General features: G+C 63.0%; 22 protein-coding genes and 2 pseudogenes. 10 read left to right on the forward strand and 14 right to left on the reverse strand.

Annotated elements, in window-relative coordinates; translation table 11 throughout:
* Positions 1-6 precede the first annotated feature (6 nt).
* The 3 genes from O1A05_RS02675 to O1A05_RS02685 are packed head-to-tail and all read right to left on the reverse strand — an operon-like array spanning position 7 to position 3967.
* Positions 7-1878, reverse strand: a complete 1872-nt coding sequence (locus O1A05_RS02675; protein ID WP_270106551.1) for a ThiF family adenylyltransferase — start codon at positions 1876-1878, stop codon at positions 7-9.
* Entirely contained in the window at positions 1875-2900 is a 1026-nt protein-coding gene (locus O1A05_RS02680; RefSeq protein ID WP_270106552.1) for an SMODS domain-containing nucleotidyltransferase, read from the reverse strand. Before O1A05_RS02680 ends, O1A05_RS02675 begins: the two co-directional genes overlap by 4 nt.
* On the reverse strand, positions 2897-3967 hold the full coding sequence (locus O1A05_RS02685; protein ID WP_270106553.1) for a CBASS cGAMP-activated phospholipase: 1071 nt from the start codon (positions 3965-3967) through the stop codon (positions 2897-2899). The genes O1A05_RS02680 and O1A05_RS02685 overlap by 4 nt, the downstream gene beginning before the upstream one ends.
* Positions 3968-4122: 155 nt before the next feature.
* Here O1A05_RS02685 and O1A05_RS02690 point away from each other — a divergent pair, with 155 nt between their 5' ends.
* Together O1A05_RS02690 and O1A05_RS02695 are read left to right on the forward strand one after the other, a co-directional pair.
* On the forward strand, positions 4123-5172 hold the full coding sequence (locus tag O1A05_RS02690) for an IS30 family transposase (protein WP_270106554.1): 1050 nt from the start codon (positions 4123-4125) through the stop codon (positions 5170-5172).
* Between the two features lie 35 nt (positions 5173-5207).
* Complete coding sequence (locus O1A05_RS02695; protein ID WP_270106555.1) at positions 5208-5456, forward strand: hypothetical protein; 249 nt, start codon at positions 5208-5210, stop codon at positions 5454-5456.
* A gap of 182 nt (positions 5457-5638) precedes the next feature.
* On the opposite strand, the gene O1A05_RS02700 is transcribed toward O1A05_RS02695, so the two are convergent.
* From O1A05_RS02700 to mobF, 6 genes are all read right to left on the reverse strand, one after another.
* Complete coding sequence (locus O1A05_RS02700) at positions 5639-6943, reverse strand: DUF6414 family protein (protein ID WP_270106556.1); 1305 nt, start codon at positions 6941-6943, stop codon at positions 5639-5641.
* A complete protein-coding gene (locus O1A05_RS02705; RefSeq protein ID WP_270106557.1) occupies positions 6943-7380 on the reverse strand; it encodes an AAA family ATPase in 438 nt (145 codons plus the stop codon). The genes O1A05_RS02700 and O1A05_RS02705 overlap by 1 nt, the downstream gene beginning before the upstream one ends.
* A gap of 17 nt (positions 7381-7397) precedes the next feature.
* Positions 7398-8545 (reverse strand): IS3 family transposase gene (locus tag O1A05_RS02710; protein WP_270107484.1). Its coding sequence is split into 2 segments (ribosomal slippage): positions 7398-8275 and positions 8275-8545, totalling 1149 coding nucleotides; the frame shifts between segments, so codons are not numbered across the junction.
* A 56-nt stretch (positions 8546-8601) separates the two neighbouring features.
* The gene (locus O1A05_RS02715) at positions 8602-9417 is read right to left on the reverse strand and encodes an AAA family ATPase (protein WP_270106558.1); all 816 of its coding nucleotides are present in this window, start codon (positions 9415-9417) and stop codon (positions 8602-8604) included.
* A 22-nt stretch (positions 9418-9439) separates the two neighbouring features.
* Positions 9440-10195 carry a hypothetical protein gene (locus tag O1A05_RS02720; RefSeq protein WP_270106559.1) on the reverse strand — a complete coding sequence of 252 codons (756 nt, stop codon included), beginning with the start codon at positions 10193-10195 and terminating at the stop codon, positions 9440-9442.
* A 122-nt stretch (positions 10196-10317) separates the two neighbouring features.
* A complete protein-coding gene (gene mobF, locus O1A05_RS02725) occupies positions 10318-12864 on the reverse strand; it encodes a MobF family relaxase (RefSeq protein WP_270107485.1) in 2547 nt (848 codons plus the stop codon).
* 307 nt (positions 12865-13171) lie between these two features.
* On the opposite strand from mobF, the pseudogene O1A05_RS02730 reads away from it, so the two are divergent.
* Positions 13172-13444 (forward strand): annotated as a pseudogene (locus tag O1A05_RS02730) (IS1380 family transposase); the annotation flags it as partial.
* Positions 13445-13612: 168 nt separating this feature from the next.
* Here the strand turns inward: O1A05_RS02730 and O1A05_RS02735 are convergent.
* Positions 13613-14188 carry a CueP family metal-binding protein gene (locus O1A05_RS02735; RefSeq protein ID WP_270106560.1) on the reverse strand — a complete coding sequence of 192 codons (576 nt, stop codon included), beginning with the start codon at positions 14186-14188 and terminating at the stop codon, positions 13613-13615.
* A gap of 133 nt (positions 14189-14321) precedes the next feature.
* Positions 14322-14726 (reverse strand): DUF305 domain-containing protein, encoded by a 405-nt coding sequence (locus O1A05_RS02740; protein WP_333482001.1) that lies wholly within the window; start codon positions 14724-14726, stop codon positions 14322-14324.
* A gap of 994 nt (positions 14727-15720) precedes the next feature.
* Between O1A05_RS02740 and O1A05_RS02745 the strand changes: the two genes are divergently transcribed.
* From O1A05_RS02745 to O1A05_RS02765, 6 genes and pseudogenes are all read left to right on the forward strand, one after another.
* Positions 15721-16068, forward strand: coding sequence for an SHOCT domain-containing protein (locus tag O1A05_RS02745; protein WP_333482002.1), 348 nt, complete (start codon positions 15721-15723; stop codon positions 16066-16068).
* Complete coding sequence (locus O1A05_RS02750; protein ID WP_270106562.1) at positions 16065-17522, forward strand: multicopper oxidase family protein; 1458 nt, start codon at positions 16065-16067, stop codon at positions 17520-17522. Before O1A05_RS02745 ends, O1A05_RS02750 begins: the two co-directional genes overlap by 4 nt.
* 754 nt (positions 17523-18276) lie before the next feature.
* Positions 18277-18669, forward strand: a complete 393-nt coding sequence (locus tag O1A05_RS02755) for an arsenate reductase ArsC (protein ID WP_270106563.1) — start codon at positions 18277-18279, stop codon at positions 18667-18669.
* A 133-nt stretch (positions 18670-18802) separates the two neighbouring features.
* Positions 18803-20203 (forward strand): IS1380 family transposase, encoded by a 1401-nt coding sequence (locus tag O1A05_RS02760; protein ID WP_270106564.1) that lies wholly within the window; start codon positions 18803-18805, stop codon positions 20201-20203.
* 282 nt (positions 20204-20485) lie between these two features.
* Positions 20486-20815: pseudogene (locus tag O1A05_RS15680) on the forward strand (DNA cytosine methyltransferase); the annotation flags it as partial.
* Positions 20816-20906: 91 nt separating this feature from the next.
* Positions 20907-21404 (forward strand): hypothetical protein, encoded by a 498-nt coding sequence (locus O1A05_RS02765; protein WP_270106565.1) that lies wholly within the window; start codon positions 20907-20909, stop codon positions 21402-21404.
* A 265-nt stretch (positions 21405-21669) separates the two neighbouring features.
* Here O1A05_RS02765 and O1A05_RS02770 read toward each other — a convergent pair whose 3' ends face one another.
* The 3 genes from O1A05_RS02770 to O1A05_RS02780 form a co-directional block, all read right to left on the reverse strand.
* Positions 21670-22287 (reverse strand): CueP family metal-binding protein, encoded by a 618-nt coding sequence (locus tag O1A05_RS02770; RefSeq protein WP_270106566.1) that lies wholly within the window; start codon positions 22285-22287, stop codon positions 21670-21672.
* Positions 22288-22353: 66 nt separating this feature from the next.
* Positions 22354-22959, reverse strand: coding sequence for a DUF305 domain-containing protein (locus tag O1A05_RS02775; RefSeq protein ID WP_270106567.1), 606 nt, complete (start codon positions 22957-22959; stop codon positions 22354-22356).
* Positions 22960-23065: 106 nt separating this feature from the next.
* On the reverse strand, positions 23066-23527 hold the full coding sequence (locus O1A05_RS02780) for a DUF6153 family protein (RefSeq protein WP_270106568.1): 462 nt from the start codon (positions 23525-23527) through the stop codon (positions 23066-23068).
* A gap of 173 nt (positions 23528-23700) precedes the next feature.
* On the opposite strand from O1A05_RS02780, the gene O1A05_RS02785 reads away from it, so the two are divergent.
* Positions 23701-25026 (forward strand): MFS transporter, encoded by a 1326-nt coding sequence (locus O1A05_RS02785; protein ID WP_270106569.1) that lies wholly within the window; start codon positions 23701-23703, stop codon positions 25024-25026.
* Positions 25027-25046: the final 20 nt, after the last annotated feature.

The following is a 25046-nucleotide window of genomic DNA, read 5'->3' on the forward strand; positions in this document are numbered from 1 at the left end:
CGTGCGTCAGAGGGGGCCATCTGTCTCTCCTGCGATCTCGTCCTTGTTCGACCCTTTAGATCCGTCATCTGATGCTTTCGGTACTGCGGCCGACGAACCATCGCCGCCCGCAGCTACGAATGCCCGCAGTGGCCCGGCCTCGCCATGCGGCAGCGAGATTAAGTGTGTTCCGGACAGAGGTTCGCTCGAACCAAGGTGCAAGCCGAGCAGGCTGGTCAGACTCGCTGCAAGACCACTCAAGTCGGCAGCCGAACCGTGAAAAGTCGGCGTAGAACATCCTCGTGTAGGGATGATCTCGTCAGTGTCGGCCTCTGCTCCCCACAGCTCGTAAAACGGCTCTAGTGCACCGTCAGTCCTCACCGCGTTCCCGGCGCGCTGGTCGATCGTCCAACAGCCTGCGGTCTCCGGTGGCATTGAGACGTTGAGAATCCCAAGCGTCCCGGTTCGGACGTCGCATGCCATCTGCGCCAGAACCGGGCGCGTGGCGGCGGCGGCCACAGCGTCGAGGATGCGGCCAACCGCGACGCTGATGGTCGCGTCGATTATGACGTCAGCATCGTCTAGGTCCGAGGCTTCGGGGACATGCGCTTCACGAGGCGCCACCTCGACAGCGTCGCTGATTGCGCGCAAGCGCGTGGCGAGAGCTTGCACCTTTGACTCGCCCACATCGGTCTCGATGAAGTTCTGACGAACCAAGAGCCCGCCTGCGATACGGCCTGGATCACACAGCACAACCTTCGTGGCCCCGGCTCGGACGACAAACTCCGCAACCCATGAGCCCAGACCGCCGCAGCCCCAGACATGCACGGTCTTGCCTGCGAACGAGGAGACCGGTCGCGTCGAGTCGCGTCGCGTCGTTACCTCGGGACGCTGGTCGGAGATTGGTAACCAGTCCATCTCTACGTCGGGGTCAATTCTGGCGGGATCGATGGTGATCACGGAATTCCTCTTCGTGCTGGCGCGGGCCAGCGCCCGGATTCGGTCGGCGCCCGCCCCCGGCACGCTGGCAGCCAGTAGGTGCGGTGGGCCACCAGCAGGGTGAGGGACTGCGATGATGAGCCGTTGAGGCGTGCCAGCGGGTTTGCGAATTGCGCTTGCAGCAAGGGCAGTCAGCAGTGGGACGGCATGCCCGGTCAGGTAGCGCTCGATAGTAAAGGCATCACCAGGCGCAATGTGTCCTGCGTACGGGTCTTCGACAAGACTGAGCAGAGAGAGCAAGGTGGTCCCGGCTCCCAGAGGCAACGCGGCATCGAGGCGGAGGATCGGTACGTGCTGAGCCGAGTCACGTACAGGCTCGCTCTGCGCATAGTCACGGTCGAGCACCAGGTCGTAGCGCAGAGGCGACCGCTCGATGAACCAGCCGTGGCGGACGAGCCGACCCGAGGAGAGTGAGTCGCGCACGACTACGCTCGGCGCGCCAGGTGTCTCGTGCAACACACCACCTACCGCGTGGTAGAGGGCGGTTTGAGGATCAAAACGTCCAGCGGCAGCGTCGCCAAGCCACTCGATGAGTCTGTCGATGAAACCCCCGAATCCTCCAATCGGGTCCCATTCCCGGGAGGAGTCGAGGTACAGACACAGCCGGGTGCCTTGAAGCACATGAGCATGGTCGAGGAACCGGAGGTGATCGACCTCGGCTCTCGGAGGTGAGAGGTCGGACGGTCCTACGATGACGTGGAACTCTTCGTGGTCGTGTAGCCGGAGCCCGCCGTCCACATACTCAAGTCCCCGGGCAAGGACCCTTAGCCGAAGGCGCATCTCGCCATCGCTGTGCCGCGGCTTGCCGATCAATTCGACTTCCCCCGGAAACGCGGCAGCGAAGGCGGCCAGGTCCGTGAGAACCCTAGCCTGCCACTCGCTGGTGCGTCTCGTGCTCACCCAGCGCGACCCGAATGCTTGACGGTTGACACTGAGGCGGCAGCAGAGGCGCTAGACACAACGCTGAACTTGCCTGCTCCGGAGGAACCGGAAGACTCCGAACTTGCTGGCGCCTTGAAGCCATCACCGAACAACGCCTGCCACTTCTTCACACTCTCGTCGAAGTCAGTCTCGTCATAGGCATCCTTGATTTCAGCGGCATGCACGTTGATCCTCTTGCGGAAGTGGGAGTATGTCTCCTGGCTCCAGCGGTGGTCGAACGAAGTGCCCGAACCAGATGGGTCCATGATGACCGGCTTGTACGGGTTGGCTTGTAGGTAGTCGTCCAGGTCGGAGACGATGTGCAGTAGAGCTGTCGGGAGATCGCTGTAATAGCCGCTGTCGAGCACCTTGCGCCACTCTTCGACCCGCTCGCCCAGCAGCGTCGTCAACAGGATCGACTTGGTACCAGTCCAGGAGTTCTTGTGGTCGCGCAGAAACTTCATGATCCGGATGACCTCTCGCAAGCGCTTGTTCGCGATCCCGTCCTTCTTCTTCATCCAGTCGGTGAAGCCGTCAGTGTCGGTGCGTTCCCACTTGTTGTCGTCGCGGTTGATGATCCACTGCGTGCCGTCGTCCCGCCGCACGAAGGGGACAACATCGACATGCATCGCATTCTCGGCGTAATTGACGTAGACGCAACGGCACTTACGACCGTGCGGCATGTTCTTGTAGGGCGAGGTAGCGTGCAGCACGTTGTAGATGGCGTCGCCGTACTTTTTCAGGTCGTATGCCCAGTCGGGTTCCTCGACCATCTGGATCATGAAGTCGCCGTCAAAGGCCTTACCATTGACCGGCTTGATAATTGTGCGCTGAGGCCAGGAGCCCTGAGGCACCTTCTTCTTGATCCGAGGCTTCAGGTCGGGATCGTTCTTCAGGCAGTTGTAGATCGCGTCAACCCTCGCGCTGAGCAGGTCGACCTTGGACTCGGGCAAGTTGACAGTGTTTTCCAGAAAGTTCTTGAAGTAGTCGGTGTGCTTCATGCTGTGCCTCCAGGCGTCGTCGAAGTACCGGATTCGACCGTGGGGTCGCTACCCGGCGAAGAGATAGGCGTGTAGCGCCCCGCGACGTGGTCCGCGAAGCGCTCGGTGAAGAGTGGGCTCAGTGCTCGACTTTCGCCAGCGGCCAGACCCGCGAGCGTTCCGGTGCTGGCTCGGTCGAGCGTGAAGACCTTGCCGGGCACCGAAGCGTCGAAGCGGACGAAGTCGCCCTTGCCAACCAGGTGCATGGCGGTGCCTTGCACACCCCGGCTCGTCGCGGTGATCACGAGGTCGACGGCGGGCTTGGCCCAATTGAGCCAGCCACCGATGTCGAGTCGTTCAGGGTGAGTGGTCCGCTGATCAACAGCGCCGACGTTGAGTAACCGAATGGCTTCCAACGGGACGTCTAGCATGCTCACCGCCTCGCTGATCGCAACGACGGAAGGGTTGTTGGCCCAGACGCCGCCGTCAATTATTCGTTGCCCGTCGACACGCGCAGCCCTGAAGAAGGTCGGTGCAGCACTCGTCGCCATCGCGACGTCGACCATCGGAATGCGGCCGTCGCGACGCAGTCGCGGGTGGTGCGGCGTCTTGAAGATGTGCACGGCGCCTCGTTGAACGTCCCACGCGGGGATGACCAGCCGTTTCGCGCTGTCTCCGAGCAGCCGGTCGCCGAGCACCTTCGTCAAGGCGGTGCGCAGCGCATCGCCGTCGTAGATGGGTGCAGTGAGTTGACGTGGCCGCCGCCAGAGTCGCCGGCGTGTGGCCGGGAAGACTGCCTCGACCAGTTCTTCGTAGTGCTCGACGATCTCGCTCGGGGTGAGACCGGCACCCAGCGCGAGTGCGACGATCCCGCCCGCCGATGTGCCTGCGATCATGTCGAAGGAGTCCTTGATGCTGACGTCGAGGTCCTGTTCAAGGCGCGCGAGCACGTGGGCGGTGAACAGTGCCTTGGCTCCCCCGCCATCGAGGGCGAGGATCTGGAAGCGATCGACGGATGGGGTGCTTGGCTCGATCGTCGTGGATGGATGGTCCTGCCGTCCGGGCGCGTCGGCCTGTCCGGTCGGCATCTCGCCTCCGGGAACGGTCGAACTTGCGGGAACTACACCCATGTAACTATTGTACGCCGCCGCACCGACATTCCCTCGGGCTCGCGGGTTCTGAACGGAAGCGCAACACCTAGAGTGTGAGTGTTCAGATCACCACCGAAAGGTATTGCGCTTCCTTGTCCACACACTATCGCCACCTCTCCCTCGATGACCGAATCCAGATTGAGATTCTCTCCGAGCGGGGCGTCTCCCGCGCCGAGATCGCCCGCAGGATCGGTGTGCATCGCTCGACCATCACGCGGGAATTGAGCCGGGGCTCCTGGCAGCCCGAACACGATCACGCGAACCTCCGCCCCTACCTCCGCAACAAACTCGATACTCGTACCCCGCACCAGCGTCTCTACCTCGCTGGGCAAGCGCACCTCCAATCCCAGGCCAGGGCTGCGCGTTCTCACCAGCCCTATCGCATGGAACACGACCCACTCGTTCACTGGGTGATCAGCCACCTGCGTCGTGGCTGGACACCGGAAGAGATCGCGGGACGCCTCGGGGCCCAGTTCCCTGACGATCCCCGCATGCGGGCCTCACCTGAGACCCTATACGCGTGGATCTACTCGCCCAACCAGGCACATCGCGAGCTCTGGCAGTACCTGGAACGAGGGCAGAAGAAACGCCGCAGGATCAAGGGGCGTAACGTGCAGACCGAACGCATCAAGCACCGGGTCTCGATCCATGACCGGCCTGTCGAGATCGAGTCCCGGGAAGAGTTCGGACATTGGGAATCCGATAGCGTCCTCGGGGCCCGGGGTACTGGAGCACTCCACACCAGCGTTGAGCGAACCAGCCGCTACTACGTCGCGATCAAGATCCCCCAGGTCGCAGCCGCACCCACCCTGCATGCGCAACTCGACTATTACCAGGGGCTACCCGCGCACGCGGTCAAATCGATCACGGTCGATAACGGCAGCGAGTTCGCCCACCACCACCAGCTCGCGGACACCATCGGGGTACCCACCTATTTCTGTGACCCGTACAGCGCGTTCCAGCGGGGCAGCAACGAGCACTTCAACCGGCGTATCCGCCGGTATCTTCCGAAAGGCACCAGCTTCACAGATCTCACCCAAGAAGAACTCGACGAATACGTGTGGGAGATCAATAATCGGCCCCGGAAAATCCTCGACTGGGCAACCCCGGCAGAGATCTTTGACGAGCTATCATTGACCTAACTCACCGGGTGTTGCACTCCAAACTAAAATCCGGGATGAGCACGATCAGCCCGCAACGCAACGTTCAAGACGCCCGCGCGAGAGCCGCCCTGGCCCGGGCTGAGGCCAACGAACTGCGCATGCTGCCCGTGAACGCCGCCGCCCGACAGATTGAGACGAAACGCGCCGAGCGGGAGAACCAGCGACAGCAGGTGCTGGAGCGACAGCGGCAGATCAGTGACCCTATCGAGCACGACCGTCACCGCAGCGGGGCACGCCGGGACGGGCCAACACGCGGCCTGTAGCGGTTCTCGGGGCACTCACCTGCTGGCGCGCAAGGCAATCTGTGTCGACGGTCATCAGATGTCAGGTATCCATATCTGATCTCGCCCCACTCGTCAGTCAAGTCCTAAGTGGACACGCGCTGAGCGTAAGGGATTACAGCGCGCGTGGAAGATGAAGATGGCGTGTCCGCCTGGTTGGTTGCTCACCAGTACAGTGCGACGAACCCGACTTCGAGCTGAACTGGTGGCGCGTAAGGTTCGGGCTGTTGAAGAGGAGCCGTAGAGGTGTTCGGCGCGGACGTGGGGAGTCGATTGATCCAGTCATTTCTGATTGTCAGCAGTAGGTCTCGGTTGACGTTCTCGCCTGCTACAGCCTGGGCGACAGGTTCAAAGGCGCGACGCCGCTCCTCAATGGTCGTTGCAGAAGCGAGTGCCGGAATGGCAGTTTCGACGGCCCTATTGACCGAAGCGGCATCAGGGCTTGCGCCCGAGGCCGCTTGGAGCGCAGCGGCGAAGTTGTTTAGTTGAAACTGAGCGGTGGCCCCTGCCTCGGGAGTCTCGATCAGCTGGGTGTTGCCGAGGTCAAGCTGTTGTAGTGGGAGCACTACCTCATCACGGAGATCAGGTGACAGGGATTCGAGGAGGTCCGCGATTTTGATCGGGGACCATGGTGAAGTGAGCGTAGGTCCTTCGGCCCGGGCGTAGACGGTGAAGGTGGAAGCTGAGAACAGTGTCCGACGGAGGTCGCGCCAGAAGGAGTTGGCTTCAGCGAAGCCGACCAGTTCGAGAGGTCTTGCGCCTCCCTGCACTTCGTTGCCGAGAAGCTCTGTTGCGATTGCGACCTGCTCACCGGCCACCTCGATGACGCTGTGGCTCGTGGCTACCCCCCGCATGGGAACGAGTCCAACGAGAAGCTCCTTAAGTACCTCGATCATTGGTGCGACCTCACGAACGTCCGCAGCCGAGACGCCAAACAGGTCCTCTCGACCGTTCATGAGATCGAGGAATGTGGTACCCACCGTGATCATCTTGAAGAACTGATCGGCTTCTACCTTAACGTCCATCTCCACGATGTCGCCGCGGTGGATGTTGCCCAGGGGGACGGCCAGTTTCGCCTTCTTTAAGCGTGGAAGTGCATTTTCAAGATCGCGGTACGAGTGGATCGGCTTGCGAAGCCTACGCTTGATCCCCGAGATGTCGTGAAGGAGAACCCCGACGTCGCGTCGCCAGAGGTCCCGGAACGTGCTTTGGATGACCGCACGTCGGACAACTTCGTTGGTCGAGCTCCGCGATGTGCCAAGGCGTGACTCCACGCTGGCACCGGTCTTCGCCGCGCCGAGGGTCCCTCCTAAACTGTGGTCTTCTGTACGCGAGAGGGTATCGGTGACGGCGTCCTTAATCTCGCCTTGAAGGCCGGCGAGAAGGCTGACAACACTCACTTCGTCCAGATAGATGAACTCGCGGTGGCGGTCACGGATTTCATTGCGCTTGCGGTTCCAGATAGCCATCACTCTGCCTTCACTTGGGTTCTTCGGTCGCGGTCAACCGCCTCAACACCGATGAGGATGTCTTCCCAAGCGATGGATTTCCTATGGTCGAGGGTCGCGGCAAGACCGGCCTCGGTCCAGATCGCAGCGAGGTCGGCCGCTGTCCAGCCGTCCGTGAGTTGGGCCAGCGCTGACAGGTCTGGCGCCTCTCGGAATGTCACCTTGCGACTCGATGCCGTGAGAATCTGAACTCTGTCATCCTCGGACGGCAAGGAGAAGACGAGCTTGTGCCCCAGTCGTCCAGGGCGCAGGAGCGCGTCATCAAGCGCTCCGGGAAGGTTTGTCGTCGCAATGATGAGCACTCGGTCGTACGCCACGAAGCCGTCAAGGAGCGATAGGAACTGTCCAACGAGCCGGTTGGTTGCCTCGTGGTTGTGCTCGCCCCGTTGCGTGTACAAGTGGGCCGCCCCCGTAGTTAGGTCCGCTCAGTATGCGAGTCGGTTTCTTCGAACGTGTGGGTGCAGGATCGAGCGTACTCGACCGGGGCCAGGTACCCCAGCGAGGAATGTCGGCGCTCGTGGTTGTACTCGTGCTTCCAGTCGCTGATCACGACCCGTGCATGGAGCAGCGAGTAGAAGCTGTTGATGTTCAGACACTCGTCGCGGAGCCTCGAGTTGAACGACTCAACGTATCCGTTTCGCCAGGGCTGACCGGGCGGGATGTACGACAACCCGGTTCTCGTGCCAGCCCAGTCTGCAACGGCATCCGAGATGAACTCCGGCCCGTTGTCACTTCGCAGCATCATCGGTGCCCCATGCTCAGCGACGAGTTCCTCGAGATGCTCGATGAATCGCTCTGCGGTGATCGACCGCTCCACAAGACCACCCAAACACACGCGGGTGTGCTCATCCACGATGGAGCAGATCTTGATCGCTTTGCCGCGCTCATCGACATCAAATTGGAAATCAACCGCCCACACCACGCCCGGCGCAGCCGCCTTGGGGGCGTCAGCAGTTGATGACCCCACCCGCTTCCGCCGACGTTTCTGCGGCACCCGGAGCCCTTCTTCACGCCACAAGCGTTGTACCTTCTTGTGGTTCACATTCCAGCCCTCAGCACGCGCGTCATGGTACGCACGTCGGTACCCCCAACGTGGGTGGTTCTTCGCAAACTTCCGGAGCCAGTCGCGCAGCGCCTGGTCAGGGTCTGCCGGGGTGTCGCCTCGGAGCGGCCGCCGCCATGCGGAGCGGGAAAGCCCGGCCAGGCGGCACGCCATGCGCTCACTGATCTGCAAGGTGCGAATCAGGTGCGTGATAGCGGCGCGACGCCTACCCGGGCCTAGAAGTTTCCCTCAGCCAACTCCTTCAAAGCAGCCTTCTCGAGCTCTGCTTCGGCAAGCAACCGCTTCAGGGTCGCGTTCTGCTTCTCGAGCTCCTTGAGCCGTTTCGCGTCGTCGGCTTTCATGCCGCCGTACTGGTTTCGCCACCGATAATAGGTCTGCTCGGTAACCCCGAGCTCGCGGCAGGCATCGGCGATCGTATTGCCCTCGCCCAGGAGCCGGTCGGCTTGCCCGAGTTTCCGGACGATCTGCTCCGGGGTGTGACGCCTTCTTTGTTTGCTCATCGTGTGATCCATTCTCCCCGCGAGCGCGGGGGTCAGGACTCACATAACGAATGGACCTAGAAAACGGGGTCAGCCCACAAGCTATCGATCTCGTCGAAGAAAAGAATCGCGGGACCGTTGACTTGCGCATGCTCGAAGATTTCGCGGAGCCGACGCTCAGTCTGGCCGACGAATTTGTCGACAATCATAGGCCCGCCGACGTTGTAGAAAGAAGCATCGAGCTTGGCAGCGAGAGCCCGAGCAAGGAATGTTTTTCCCGTGCCAGAGGGGCCGCTGAAGAGCATGCCTTTGATCGGGTTTACTCCCATCGTCCGCAATGGATCGTCGGGCGAAAGCGCCACGGTCGCGAGGTCGAGAGTGCGGCGGACGAGCGTCGTGTTGCCGCCGAAATCCTCGAGGGACGTGGTGTTATCTTCTTTTCGGACAACGAGGGACTCCGGGTCGAAGTCATCGTCGCGGAGGATGCTGAGGTCGTCAATGGGTTCGTCTGCAATCACGGCGATCGGTTGGCCATCTGGTCCGAGCCGAACTGTTTGCCCCTTCTTGAAGGGATCGTCGGCTCGCTGCCGGAAGCTATAGGTAGAGCCAGCTGACTTCACGACGATATCGGTGTTCCCAGCCCACACGACCGTTCCAGTGCGATCACCAGCCGGCCATGACTCAGCGGGGAGTTGCTCGACCCGACCGTCCGCAAGCAGGAAGACGTCTCCGGGCTGCAAACCAGCCAGGCCCGAGCCGTTGGCGCGGGCCGTGTTGCCGTTCCGCAACTCAAGCAAGACTGAGCCATCGACATTGGTTAGGACCCGGAACAGTTGCCCTTCGATGATGTCGGGCTCTTCATCCTCAAACTCACCTGGCAGCAGAGTCGTCATCTGAAGTCTCTCGTGCGGATCGTCACGCCTGAGCCTCGCAGTTCGGCAGCGCTCGGACAGGCAACGCATCATCGGGGAGCGCAGAAGCCCCGATAACTCGCCAATCTTCACCGAGTACGCCGTGGAAGCCACACAAACAGACGATGGAAACCCAGCGTTTGATGGAGTCGGCAACTTCCGCGCGCAGTTCGCGTTCGAATGGCGCGAAGCCCGCGCCCTCCGTCGTTCGCTGGTGATGGGCGGCGAGAGAAGATGAGCTGGCGATGGCCGCCCGCTCTGCCTCGTCCCACATCTCGCTCGATGATCGCGAGCTAACCTCTTTGCCAGCCACCTGGTCGAGATGGTGGTAGCGGCCCGCGTCTGCGTAGTTTCTCAGGGTGCGCACCACCGCCGCCCAGACGGGGTCGTTGTCTAGGGTGCAAATCCAGCTGCGCAGCATCTGTTTCCGCTCCCAGTCGCCAGACTCGACTGCCTCGCGGAGTTCGGAGCGTAACCGCTCGTCCATCTCATCCAAGGCATGGCCCCAGCCCTCACGGGTGAAGCCCATTTTCGTTGGCCAGCCTTCTCCTCTGGAGACGGCTGCGGTGCCAAGCGCGAGCTTCATGAGTCGTTCGACACCGATCGAGTAAGTCGCTAGGACAGCATCGAGGTCACGTTCGAGGGCTCCGTCTTGCCGCAGGAGGCGATCGGCGGACGCGAGTACGCTCCGGGCGGAATTCACCTCGGGCAGCAGCCCACTGAGCAACTGCTGGCTGGTAAACGCTGACCCCTCGTGCATGTCTCAAGGATATCGACAGCAACAGGGCTGACGAGATAGACCGCGCCGTCGAGCGACGGCGGAGTAGGCTGGAAGCGCGCACACGCGCACGAACACAGGTGAGTGTGTTTGGGGCACCTCGGCTAACCCAGATCGACATGATCGGACACGTAGGCGGCGGGGAGGACGAGGGAGCCGCCGAACCGGCGGCCGGTCTTGCGGATCGTGACCGACCCGTCGTCGCGGACGCCGGTGATGGTCCAGGTGTCACCGTTGCGCACCCACGTCTTCCCGTTACGTAGGCGACGGTCGTTGCGGCGGGTGATGATCGTGTCCCCGACCCCAGCGGTGGTGCCGTCGTTCAGCTCGACCTCCCGGCCGGGCTTCAACGTGCCGTCGAGAATCAGATCGGCACGAGCACGCTGGTTGAGGGCACTCACGTGGTCGCGGGTCTCAGCGACCAGCACCGACACCAACCCGGCGGTGAGGTCGGCGCGCCAGGCGGTGTAGGCCGCGTCGGTCATCGCCTCGGCCTCACCGTCGCGGATGCGGTCGTGGTCGAGGTAGGTGTCGATCACCTGCGTGCGGCCGTGGCGCAGGGCGAGGGAGGCGGTCTTCTCCCACTCGTTGGTGAACCGGTGCACGTCGACCAGCTCGGGCGCATCGTCCCGGTCACCGACAAGGAGCCCGAACGCGCCGCCTGCGTCCACGGACTGGAGCTGGGCGTAATCGCCGACCAACAGCACCTTCGCACCCGCTTGTTCGGCCAGGTGCGTGATGCGATCCAACGAGAGGGTGCCGGCCAGGGAGGCTTCGTCGATGATGACGAGCTGACCGGCCTCGAAGTCGGTTCCGTGGATGAGGTGGTTCTGCCACCATTTCGCCGTGTTCTCCGTTGCGATGCCGAGGTCGTCGGCGAGTACCTGGGCGGCCACCGCGGACGGTGCCAGCCCGACCACGGACCCCTCGCCGTGTTCCTTCTCCCACGCGCGGCGAAGCGCGGACATCGCCGTGGTCTTCCCTGCGCCGGCCGGTCCCACGAGCACATCGAGCAGCCGGCCGGAGACCGCGATCTTCATCAGCGCGTCGGCCTGGTCCGGACCGAGCATCCGCCCTTCGACGTCGGGACGGCTCGTGATCTTCTCCATCGTCGCGACCGGGACGGTGGGTGCGGTCATGGTGCGGGAGCGGTCCAGCAGCCGGTCCTCAGCAGCGAGGAGTTCTTCGGAGGAGAACACGGTGGAGTGCTTGGGCCGGAACACGGTCGTGCCGTCCACCCGCCGGAATGCGACTGGTGAGGTGGCGAGGTCGGGCGGGGTGAGGCGCAGCGACGCGCTTTCGGCGGCGTCAGCGATCATCCCCACGACCGCTTCCCGGTCCCGCGTGGTGGCGAATCGCCAGCCCATCGTCTGCCGTGATGCCTCGGCCATCAGGTTCCACCTGCGCCAGGTGGACCGCTTCTCACCCACCACCTCGACCACCGTCTGCGCGAGATCAGCAATCGCGTCTAGCGGTACGTCGTCGGCTCGCAGCAGCAGCGGCTTGTCGTTATCGGTGACGGTGCGCGCCCAGGCGGTGGCGTCCTGACCGAGCACGCCAGTGGCTCGGGTGCGCCACTGGTTGGTGAGGTCGGCCAGCGAATGGACCTCTTTGTCCGGCCGGGTGCTGAGGGTCGCTTGGGCACGGAGCTTGATGATCGTGGCGGTGGAGGGCTGACGTCCGTGTTTGGCGACGTACTCGGCGATCAACCGGTCCTTCTCGGTGTCGATGTGCCGGGCACGGGTCGAGAACTCCTGCACCAAGTCCTCCGGCACGGTGCTGATCGCCCATGCCGGGTTGCGGTCACGGCCCATGTCACGGGCCTCCCATTCGACGCCGAAGGTACGGGTCATGTGGTCGGCGAACACCGCCTCATGCAGCTCCGACAGCGAGACCACGGCGGCGTGCATCGGACGCCCATCCAAGCTCCGCCACTTGCCGTCGAACGCGGTCTGGACCTTGTTGGAGATGACGACGTGGGTGTGCAGGTGGGGGTCGCCAGCGCGTGAATCGAAGTGATCAAACGCCGTCGCCACCAACCCGGTCACATCGACCTGCGCAACGGCCCCGTCGCCGGCGGTTGCGCCGGTACGGGTGGCTGCAACCTCGCGCTCCATGAACGCAACCACCTCCGCAACCGCGGCATGATGCGCCTCGCCGATCAACGCCTGGGTTCCGGCATCGGCGACCGCCCAGAGCGCGGAAGCGGACTTCGGAACGCTGAAAGTGAAGTCGAACCCCGCCACCGCCCGCCGCGTCCCACGCTTGGTATCCTCGGCCTCGATCTGGGCGACCGCCTCCCCCTTCGCACCCGGTGACATGGAGGAGCACAGATCGGCGATCCTCGCCTCGATCCGTTCCGAGACGGACTTGTAGGCGGGGAACGCCAGACCGAGTGGGTCGCCCGTGATCGGGTCACGACCCATCCCCATCAAGAGCTGGAGCTGAGCCTCCGACACCCGATCACCCACCGCGACCTTGCCCTTGCCCTTGCCGAGTGAGGTAACGCCCGACCCGAGCCATTGACCAGGAGGTGTTCCTGCCTCCGCGTAGTAGCGGGTCAGAGGCGTGGACAGTGATCGATCGCCGTCCGCGGCGGCGACCGTGCGCAGCAGGTACTTGTAGCCGTCCCCGGCCGACATGACCCGCATCGAAACCGTCACCGCTGCCTCCTTTCGCGACAGTCAGGTGAGCAGCCGCCGCCTGTTGCATCCGATACGATAGAGCCCGCTCAACCTCGACCTGCAAGACGCGTGACAGCTCTGGAGGGGTGGCTGAGGAAGACGCGCGGAGACAGGCTCGGCGGGTCGGGGTTCGTGGTTCGGAGCCGGCTTAGCCCGGATTCACCGATGGTCGTGCCGGAAACGAGCCGTTGAGATAAGGGAAATGCCTCTCTGACCTGGGAGAATAGTGGTTACCACAACTGCTATTCCACCCCAACCAGGAGGCATCTCTCAGATGCAATTCAACCACACCCCCGCGGCGCTGTCAGCAGCATTCGACGACGCGAACCTCGTGTCGAGTGCGGGCTTGGTGCCCGTGATGCGCCTCGCCGAACGGGCAGGCCTCACGCATCTCGCTGGGAAACATCTCACCGTCCCAACCGACAAAGGCGCGAACGCGGGAGCGAAGGTCTCCTCCTTGGTCGCGGGCATGGTTGCGGGAGCAGACTCGATCGAGGACATGCGTCTCCTTCGACACGGTGGCATACGTCGCCTCTTTGATCGCGTGTCCGGCCAACCGTGGTCGTGGCCATCAGACGGGTGGTGGCCGTGATGGTCGTGGTTTGGCTGTTGGTTCATTTAAGATCCCGTCTATTGCTGGCTACGTCGCGATGGAGACGTCGGCCCGATGGGGGCGAGATGGGCGTCGTCACTAAGGATTCGGCGGCACGTCGTTTCACATGAGCTGGAGCGTTGTGATGCAGGTTGCTTTCTCGTCAGCGGTGGAAAACGGGGTGGTGCCAGATCGGCCGTTGTATGTCACTTCGATCGTTCCCTGTAGGTCACGAGGAACCCAGAATCCAGCGAACCCGTTATCGAACGTCGCCGTGGACTCTGTGACGATCACATCGCCGGTTGCGTCGTCAACGATGCGTACTTCGATGTCCTGCCCCGACAGCTCGCCGCGGCAGGTCGTGAGGCTGTGGAAGAAGCACTCATGGGTCTGCTCAATGTATGGCGCTATCGACAAATACGTGACGTCATCCGGCATGTCCAGGACCACTTCTTGGACATTGTCTGTGAGAACGAGTGCATCGGGGCGGACGGATGCGATCAAGTCTGATGGGCGATCACTCACGTTCATTCGGTCGAGGCTGTTGATGATCTCCGGCGCCGACATGTCGGCGAGGCCGTACTCGGCGAGCAGATCTGCCCCAGCCGAGTCCTGGTTCGTGTCAGGCGCAGAACAGCCGACCAGCACGAGGGCAAGGATTGCGGCGGCAGCTGTGGCGAGGACGGTTGGTCGTTTCATTTCATAGTCTTTCAGTGGCGGTCCGCTGTGCTCCTCGCGGGTTCACCACGAGGAGCACAGCGGAAGTCAAAGTAGGGGTATGGGTTCGGTGCGGGCATTGCTGAAAGCAACATCGCCCACACCGAACGGTGAGCTAAAGGCTCTGGAGGATCTCGCGCATTGTCTCGATCTCGATATTCTGAGCGTCGATAATGGCCTGTGCCATCGCCACCGCATCCGGGTTCGTCCCCGAGTCAACCTCGATTTGCGCCATCTCGACCGCGCCCTCGTGGTGAACGATCATCTGCTCAAGGAACAGTCGGCTTGCTTCTGTCCCTGTCGCAGCGTCGAGTGCGGCCATGTCTTCTTCGGTCATCATGCCGTCCATGCTGCCGCCGTGATCCATGGCCATGCCGTCCGTCGAGGCCTGGGGCATGCCCCACGATTTGAGCATGCCATTGAGTGCGTCGATTTCAGGCTGTTGAGCCGCCTTGATCTCTTCGGCGAGGGTGATGACGCGAGGGTCGATCCCATCCTTCGCGAGGATCACGTCGGACATCTCCACGGCCTGTACGTGGTGAGGCACCATCATCTGCGCGAACATCACGTCAGCGGAGTTGGAGTCTTCAGTCACGGATGGTGCAGTTGTGGACTGCGGCGATGTTGACTCGACAGGGCCAGTCGAGCACCCGGCCAGGACCAGACCAGCTGCGAGGATGCCAGGGATAACGAAAAGTGTTCGGAGTTTCATGAGTCTTTCCAAAGGGTCGGAGAATTTTGGGGTCAGCGAATTGAGGCGGCGCGCACGTGGCGCAACCTCAGAAGGCCGATCAAGTCCGGCTAATGGAAAGTTCCTGTGGCGACGGCGTCATCGGGCGAGGACCAGCCCGCACGCTCACGACCATGTCTATCGCACGCTCACGAAGCCTTTGATTCGTTGACAAAAGGCGGGGGAGGAAGAAAATGAAGAATACAACGGTGCTCAGAAACGCGAGTATGCAGGCAATCTGTATCGCGTCAGATCCGCCGCAGCCCGCACCGCACGCGCCGCTAAGACCCGAGGCGCCGTCAGATTGGGCTATTGACGCTTGGGTGCCGTGACTGGCGGCGACCAGTGTTGAATGGCTTCCAGCGTCAGCCTCGACGTGCACCGTGGATGCCGCGGTCGGCAAGCTCTCATGGTTCTGACCAAGCCCGAAAGAGTGCATGAGGAAAGCGCACAGAAGCAAAGCGCCGATCGCGAAGGTGGCGACGATGAACCGGCGAGGCTTCAGATCGAACAGAGCCGAGGGGAGGTCACGTAGAACTGGCATTCCATCACCTCTCCGACAGGTACTTCGCAACTCGACTCCTACGTGCTATTCAATCATGTCGAGGCGATACTTCCCTGGGGTACCACCTGAGAATTCGTTCGACGTGGGGGCGCCACTGTGTCGATACGAGAACTCGAACAGAGGCTGACGCACGGTCAGTTTCACAGTACTTGATTCACCCGCAGCAGTTACACATGGTCGGTGAACCGGGTCTCGACTAGAATTGAGTCCAATGACTCGATGACTGTTGGAACAATTACTGTTTCGCCGAGATCATCTCAACAGTTGCCGCGCCGTCTTGGAGACAGCACACCGGAGGTGAGGGAAATGGGGCCGAATGGGGACCACATGGGCTGGTGGGGTATGGGCTGGAGCTGGGTCTTCCTCGTCCTGCTCGTGGTGGGAATTGTCATACTGATCGTGGTTCTTGTTCGAGCCTTCGCGGCACGTGGGCCTCGACAGACACCTCATCGCATCGGGACCAATGGGGCTCGCGAGTTGCTTGATGAGCGCTATGCCCGTGGAGAAATTGACACCAGTGAGTACGACGAGCGACGTCAACGACTCGACGGAGCACCTGACGCATGAAACCGATCACCCGTCGACAGGCGCTCCAGCTCGGGGCTGTGGGAGGGCTCGGTGTCGCTATTGGAGGGATCGGTCTCTCTCGGACTGGTCTTCCCTGGGGTGGGCGCGTGGCTGATGGTGATCTGCTGGTTGAGCCAGAGGTGTTACGCAGCAGCGGTGGCTTGCTGCAGGTGGATCTTGTCGCCGCTCGTCGAGAGGTGACCATCGCCGGACGACAGGTACAGGCCCTGACCTACGGGGGCACATTGCCGGGGAGAACCTGGTGGGTGCGACCGGGAGACACCATCGAGGTGCAGTTGCGTAACGAACTGGACACCCCAACCAACCTGCATACCCACGGGCTACAGGTTTCTCCCTCGGGGAATAGTGACAACCCCTTCCTCTCTATAGACCCTGGGCAGAGTTTTGGTTACCGGTTTACCTTGCCAGAGGATCACCCGTCTGGTGTGTGCTGGTATCACCCTCATCGGCATGGCTCAGTCGCTGACCAGCTATTCGGTGGCTTGTACGGTGCACTTATTGTCGAGGATGAAAAAATGCCGGTCAGTCGAGAGCGGGTGCTCGTCGTCTCCGACATTTCACTCACCGCTGGAGGACAGATCGCGACCGCCTCGGGCATGGACGTGATGATGGGCCGTGAAGGTGACCTCCTATTGGTCAACGGGCAGCACCGCCCACACATGTCGGCACGACCTGGGGAGCGGGAACGCTGGCGAGTGATCAATGCGTGCACTTCCCGTTACCTACGTTTGGCCTTGCCTGGGCAGCGCCTGGAATTGCTGGGGATCGACGGGGGTCAAGAACAGGCTCCCCGGGAAGTGCGGGACGTGCTCCTGGCTCCCGGTAATCGCGCCGACCTTCTCGTGAGCATGAGCGCCGGTAGTGGTGAGTTTCAGACACTGGGCTACGACCGTGGTGGAATGGGAATGGGAATGATGGGAGGTCGAAACCTCTCCGGAGCTGAGGCCATTGCCACGCTCACTGTCTCCGGGCAAGAGACTTCTACGCCAGATACGGTGCCAGTTCGCTCGCCGGTTCTTCGGGATCTACGCGAGCAGCCTGTTGCGCGGCGGCGGGAGATTGCCTTCACCATGGGAATGGGGTCGATGATGCGCGGTGGCGGGAGCATGATGGATCTCGGATTCGACGGTCGTACTTTCGACATCGACCGAGTTGACCAACGCGTTGCTGCGGGAGCCGTGGAAGAGTGGCTCATCACGAACCCCACACCCATGGATCACCCCTTCCATTTACACGTATGGCCGATGCAGGTGATCGAGACGGACGGGCAACCGGTCAGCGAACAGGTTTGGCGTGACGTCGTCAATGTTCCTGCCCAAGGTCGAGTGCGGGTGCTCATCGACTTCGCTCGTCACCCGGGGCGCACCGTATACCACTGCCACATCCTTGATCATGAAGATGCTGGCATGATGGCCATCGTCGATGTCGGCTGACCAGCTGCAGCGGCGTTGCGGCCTGGCCAAAACCCACCGCTGCCGCGTAGTTTCCGTTACTTGATGTTGCCGGATGCACCACGTATTGTTGAAGTAACACGGCAGGCTCGCTTCTCTAGATGAGACGCGAGCTTGTTCTTTTTCTACCTCAGTGCGAGACACCCAGGCTTGCCAAACGAGATTCTACGGAGACGGCAGAGGCACTCCTGGACTGGTGGCAGACACCAAATACCGATCTGCCAACTGCTTCTGATGGGTCGATGCGAGCCCCCACAGGCCTGCTGGCAACAATGACTGAAGCAGATTTTGACCTTGCCATCGAGAAGTCGGACACGACGATGGCTTTCAGAGTTCCCGCGTCGCCTGAGTGAGTTTTCGTTGCCCGGGGGACGACGCGCGACTACCCTTGAAAGTGTGCCAGCGACCGCAATTGCGACGTGGACACGAAGCCCATTTCACAGTGGCACGCTGGGGGCACGACAACTCCATAACTACCGATAATCCGCGGAATCACGCGGGTGGTGACTAATATTGGGACTTTTGATACGACGGGACTCAATGCCGCGCAGTGGCGTTGAGTCCCGGGCGTATCAAGGTTGAGCGAGCCCGCCGCAGGCGAGCGAGGCGAAACCTGAGTTCTCCGGCACTCCGGCCGAAAAGTCTAGTCAGAGGCCCAAATCCGTGAAATCTCGCGGGTTCGGGCCTTTTCGTGCTCTCTGCTCGGCGACAGAGGAGGGGTCTGCTGAAGGTTTGGTTGAGTTCAAGCGGGACGCTGTGGCGGTGGCGTGCGGGCCGCTCGCAGATCGCCGCAGGATTCCTCAGAGACCTCGCAGGCGACCGCATTGACGTCCGCTCAGCAGGCTCGGTCCCTGCTGAGCACATTAACCCCGTCGCGGTCGACGCCATGCGCGAAGTCGGCATCGACATCACCGGGGAACGGCCGAAGATCCTGACCACCGAAGCCGTACAAGCCTCGGATGTGGTGATCACGATGGGCTGCGGTGATGCCTGCCCATTCTTCCCCGGTAAACGCTACGAGGACTGGAAACTCGCTGACCCCGCAGATCAGGGCCTCGACGCCGTGCGGCCCATCCGTGACGAGATCAAGGCTCTCATCGACGCACTCGTCAGTGACCTCCTTGGGTAAGGAGAACTAAACCCGGATTCACCGATGGTCGTGCCGGAAACGAGCCGTTGAGATAAGGGAAATGCCTCTCTGACCTGGGAGAATAGTGGTTACCACAACTGCTATTCCACCCCAACCAGGAGGCATCTCTCAGATGCAATTCAACCACACCCCCGCGGCGCTGTCAGCAGCATTCGACGACGCGAACCTCGTGTCGAGTGCGGGCTTGGTGCCCGTGATGCGCCTCGCCGAACGGGCAGGCCTCACGCATCTCGCTGGGAAACATCTCACCGTCCCAACCGACAAAGGCGCGAACGCGGGAGCGAAGGTCTCCTCCTTGGTCGCGGGCATGGTTGCGGGAGCAGACTCGATCGAGGACATGCGTCTCCTTCGACACGGTGGCATACGTCGCCTCTTTGATCGCGTGTACGCGCCCTCTACGCTGGGCTCGTTCCTCCGCTCGTTCGAGTTCGGGCATGTACGCCAGCTCGACGCGGTCGCTTCCCGGTTCCTCACGGGCCTCGCTAGCGAGAGCCCCAACTTGCTGCCCGTGGGCGATGAGTACACCTTTGTGGATATCGACGACACGATCATCGAGGTCGAAGGGCATCTGAAGCAGGGCGCATCGTTTGGGTATTCCGGGGTGCGTGGGCTGAACGCGGTCCTCGCGACCGCTTCCACGAGGAAGAGCGCGCCGGTGATTCTCACGCAGCGACTCCGGAAAGGATCAACGAGTTCCGCTCGGGGCGCGAAACGAATCGTGGCGGACGCGCTCGCGCAACTTCGCCGCATACCAGGTGCGCACCGCGTGTTGGTGCGCGCCGATGCCGCCTACTACTCCCACGCCGTCGTGTCGGCCGCCAAGAAGGCTGGGGCTGACGTGTCGGTCACCGTGCGCATGAACCCCTCGATCAGGCAGGCAATCGCCTCGATCGCTGATGACGCATGGACACCGATCGTCTACCCCGGAGCTACTCGTGATGCAGAGACCGGTCGCTTGATCTCCCGCGCTGAGATCGCCGAGATTCCGTACACCGCGTTCATCTCGAAAAAGGGTCAGCAGGTCACCGGACGGCTGATCGTGAGGCGCATCCCCGAGCTCGGGCCCAAAGCGTTACGGGAACAGCCGGCACTGTTTGATACGTGGCGGTTCCACGCATTCTTCACCACTGTCGACCCTGACGAGCTCGATACCGTCGCCGTTGACCAGACGCATCGGCAGCACGCGATCATCGAGCAAGTCAACGCGGACTTGAAAGCAAGCGCGCTCGCACATTTGCCTTCAGGGAAGTACGCGGCGAACGCGGCCTGGCTGGTGCTTGCGGTCATCGCGCACAATCTCACCCGGGCTGCTGCCGTGATCGCTGACCCGGCCGGGAAACTACGTCTCGCGGTCACCGCAACGATCCGGCGCACCCTTATTGGTGTGCCTGCACGCATCGCCCGGTCAGCACGGAAGCTGCGCCTGCATCTGCCCGAGCGTTGGCCCTGGTCAAGCGAGTGGTCGGTGCTACTGACGCATTCCACGTCACCGCCGCGCATCAGACTTTCATGACCACCCAGCCCCACCGGGCGCAACGAACTCTCACCAGTGGAACAGGCAGGACACGAGGGGCCTGAGGTCCTGGTGTGCCCCGAACTCAGCAATGCTGCCTCGCACGAGAGACGAGCTGAGCCGCAGACACATCGGTGGATTCGGGCTTAGAGAGCCGCTGTTGGTGCTGCGGAGTGTCGGATCGTGGTGGGTGCTGTGGTCGTGCACCTGGCAGGTGATCGACCCGATGAAGGACGCCGCGAGGAGTCCGGGGATCGGGTTCGCCGACCTGCCGGAGCCCTCATGTACGACATCCCCTCGACCGACGACCGCCCGATCAAGATCGGTTCGCTCTTCTCTGGATACGGAGGCCTCGACCTCGCCGTCGAACACGCCACCGGCGGCCGCACGGTCTGGTTCTCCGAGCTCAACGAGCCCGTCGCACGCGTCTTCTCCCACCACTGGCCGATACCCCGAACCGCGGCGACATCACCGCCGTCAGCTGGAGCGACGTTCAACCGGTTGACGTGCTGTGTGGTGGTTTCCCTGCCAGGACGTCTCGACCGTCGGCAAGGGAGCCGGCCTCGCACCAGGCACCGCTCCGGACTCTGGTCGTACATGGCAACCGCGAACGAGGCGCTGCAACCCCGCCTCGTGGCGATTGAGAACGTCCGGGGCCTCCTGTCCGCACCCGCAACCCGCCACCAAACGCAAGGAGCAGGCAATGACCGCAACCCCGACCGTGCAACCCCCGTCGCCGCAACCCTTCACGACCTGGAACCCGGAAGCGGGGTGCTGGGAGACGAGCCAGCTCGACCTCTTCGGGCACTCGGAGCCGTACTCGTCGATCTGGCCGACCTCCGGTACGACGCGCAATGGATCGGCCTACCGGCCTCCCTCGTCGGCGCTCCACACCCGCGCCACCGCATCTTCATCGCCGCTCACCGCCAGGGCACTGTTTCGGACACCACTGGCCTCGGACTCCTCACGCGGTGGCGAGACCCTGGACCAGGTCCGAGTTCGACGCGGCACGATCGCACTGAGTCACCGGGTCATCGATCTCGCCCTGAACGGGCCAGCTGGCTCGACCGGCAGGTGGAGCGAATCGGAGACCCTGTTCGCGCTCGTGGAGAACATCTTCGTCGCTGGGGGCGATACGCCGACGCCATCGCCCGATGGGAACACATCACAGGACGAGCCGCCCCCGCTCCCGCGATCCTGAACGAGGAGCGCGGCCCACGCCCCGCGCCGGAGTTCGTCCAGTGGCTGATGGGTCTACCAGAAGGCTGGGTTACCGAGTCCGCTCACGGTCTCACGGCGAACCAGCAGAACACAGCGCTGGGCAACGGGGTCCTGCCACTTCAAGCGCTCCTGGCCATTGATGCACTTGGCTACATAGATCCATCTCGTTAGGAGATGGAGCCATGTCACAGAGCGGGAGGGGCCGATGCCGCTCGGTACGCTCCGGCTGCCCTCCCGTCCTGCGTTCAAGTCAGTTGCAGGGTGGTGATGCAGCTCGGGTCGTCCTCGTCGGTCGTGGAGACCGTCGCGGTGCCGGACTGGCCTTCGTGTTCGATCGTGAGCGTCGCCTCGATGCCGCGGGGCACCCAGATGCCGACGAAGCCGTTGTCGTAGGTCTGCCGTGTTTCGTCGAGGAGCACCTTGCCGTCCTCGCCAGTGAGCGTCAGCTGAACCTCCGTGTTGGGGAGTTCCCCGAGACAGGTCGTCAGGCTGTGGAAGTGGCAGTCGTGGGTCTGCTCCCGGTAGGGGGCGATCGAGATGTAAGCCTCGTCGTCGGGCATCAGCAGCCGTGTTTCGTGTTGCTCACCATCGGTGAGTATCAGCGCATCGGATTGCACGGAGGCGATGAGGTCGGTCGAACGCTCGGTGACGGGCATCGTGTCGAGGCGCTCGATGATTTGCGGAGCGTCGAGGCCTACGAGTTCATGGGCCTCCAGGAGGTTGCTGTCTACGGTCGGACTGCTTGCGGCCGGTGGCACGGGCTCGGGCGAGGCCGAGCATCCGGAGAGCATGAGCGCGGAGATGGCGGTCGTCACGGCGAGAGCGATGAATTTCTGTCGTCTGGGCATAGCGGGATGGTTCATGGAGCGTTCCTTCGAGAGTGTGGCGGGTGGGTGCCGGAGCTGTCCGGCACCCACCCGGATGATCGGTTAGTAGGCGGCCAGAAGGTCGCGCATCTGCTGGATCTCGATGGTCTGCGCGTCGATGATGGTCTGCGCGAGGTCTACGGCATCGGGGGTGCTGCCGTCGTCGACCTGCGTCTGGGCCATATCGACCGCTCCCTCGTGGTGGATGATCATCTGTTCCAGGAACAGTCGCGACGCCTCGGCGCCGTCGGCGGCTTCGAGCGCGGCCAGGTCGTCCTCGCTCATCATCCCGTCGCCGTGATCCATCCCACCCATCTGGTGATCGTCGGGATCCGCGCCCCAGTCCTCCAGCCAGCCTTGGAGCTGTTCGATCTCGGGCCCCTGTGCGGCCTTGATCGCCTCGGCTAGCTCGACCACCTGCGGGTCGACGCCATCCTTGGCGAGGACGATGTCGCTCATCTCGATGGCCTGCTCGTGGTGGACGATCATCATCGATGCGAACATCACGTCCGCATCGTTGACCTCCGCAGTGGTGGCGTCGGGCGCCTGCTCGGACGAGCCGTGATCCATGCCCGGCATTGATTCATCGTCGCTTCCGGTCGAGCAGCCAGTCAGGCTCAGCGCAGCCGTCAGTGCCAGTGCGGCGGTCGCCGCGGTACGAAACTTCATCAGTGTTCTCCAGTATCAACAGTCGTGTCAGTAGGTGCAGCACCCTCAGGGGTGCCGCGTGAGTGCAGGGAACCGTCGGCGCTGGCGCGCCGGGTTCACCGACCTATCACGTGCGACTGATGCAGAGAACGTGCAACGAGGGCGCCCGCGGCAAGATCCTGTCGATGTAGCGGGCGGCCAAGACGGGTCGATGCCGCAGGTGCATCCATCCAGGGAGCATCCGCGGCGGCACGAGGACGATCAGGACGAGCAGCAGTGCGAGCACGCACGCCATCGCCATGCTCAGATGCCCATCGCTCCCGCAGTCGGTGCAGGACCCGCCCGGGTCGTGAGCTGTGCCGCTGGAACCGTGCGAGCCGGCTGTGCTGTGATCCGCCACACCCTGGTGCACCTCGGCGACGGAGACTGCGGCGGCGGGCGCGTGGGCGGCGGGCGTGCCGTGCAGGTTCAGAGTGTGCATTGCGAGCAGCCCCGCGATGACCGCGGCCACCAGCAGCCCGCCGAGCAGCACAAATCGCAGCAGGCCGGGACGACCTCTCCGAGTACGCGTTGCTGCGGCGGACGCCATGCACCCCAGTTTACGGATCCTGCCGACGGCTACCTGAGCGCGGGCGCCGGATCGCCCCGTACGGCGTGCACCGTGGGCGCACTCCGTTCCTCGTGGAGCACCGTCGGGAATACCCCAGGGGGGTATATGGTTAAAGTGGCTACCTGTTCTTGAGAAGGCTAAGGAGAAGACTGATGCGCCTGTTCGCGATTCGCGACTTCCGCCACCTGTTCGGTGCGCAGATCATCGCGCTGTTCGGCACTGGGCTGGCGACAGTGGCGCTGGGCCTCCTCGCCTACGACCTGGCCGGCCCGAGCGCGGGGTCGGTGCTTGCCACCGCTCTGACGATCAAGATGGTCATGTACGTCCTGATCGCTCCGCTGGCAGCGGCGTATGCCGACCGGCTTCCGAGGCGGATGTTCCTGACCCTGCTCGATGTGGTGCGCGCCGCGGTGGTGCTGGTGCTCCCGTTCGTCACGGAGGTCTGGCACATCTACGTGCTCATCGGCGTCCTGCAAGCGGCGTCGGCGGCTTTCACGCCGACGTTCCAGGCTGTGATCCCCGACATCGTCACCGAGGAGTCCGACTACACCCGAGCGCTGTCCGCGTCGCAGGTCGCGTACACGATGGAGAGCCTGCTCAGCCCGGTTCTGGCAGCGGTCGCGTTGACGTTCATGACGTTCAACTGGTTGTTCGTCGGCACCTCCGTCGGCTTCGTGCTTTCCGCAGTGCTGGTGCTCTCCACCCGCATTCCCAACGCGGCCCCGAACGGGCAGGCCGGTGCGTGGGCGCGGGTCACGTCGGGCATGAGGGTCTTCTTCGCCACGCCCCGCCTCCGCGGCGTGGTGGCCTTGAACATGGTCGTCGCGGCGGCGGGATCGATCGTCGTCGTCAACACGGTCAATTACGTCCGTGATCACTTGGGCGGCTCGCAGGCCGACGTCGCATGGATGCTGGCCGCCTCGGGCGGCGGCACGCTGCTGGTCGCGCTGTTCCTGCCACGCGTGCTCGACCGGATCGCCGAGCGGATTGTGATGATGACCGGCGCCCTGGTGCTTTTGGCCGGAGTGCTCGCCGCCGTCGCGATGGCCGCCACCCAAGTCGCATCCTGGATGGTCACTGCACCGATCTGGGTCATCATCGGCGGCGGTATGGCACTGATCGTCACCCCGACCGGGCGCGTCATCCGCGGCTCGGTGGCGAAGCAGGAACTCCCCGCGGGGTTCGCGGCACAGTTCTCCCTCTCGCACCTGGCCTGGCTCGTCACCTACCCGATCGCGGGATGGATCGGTACCGCTTCCGGATTCACGCTCGCTTGGTCCGTCCTTGCTACCCTGGCTATCGCGGGGGCGATTGCGGCGCAGCTGTTGTGGCCGCGTGAGCAGAAGGCCGGCGAAACCGCCCGAGTCGATCGCGCCGCCGCAGAGACGACCCTCAGCGACCAGGCAGTACGCGACGAAACGGAAGCCGCCGAAGGCACCCTAGCGGCCGGCCAGTGCGCCTGCGTGCGCACCGTCTGAACGCCGGGTGACGCGACCGA

The organism is Citricoccus sp. NR2, from assembly GCF_027594385.1.
Classification (GTDB): Bacteria; Actinomycetota; Actinomycetes; order Actinomycetales; family Micrococcaceae; genus CmP2.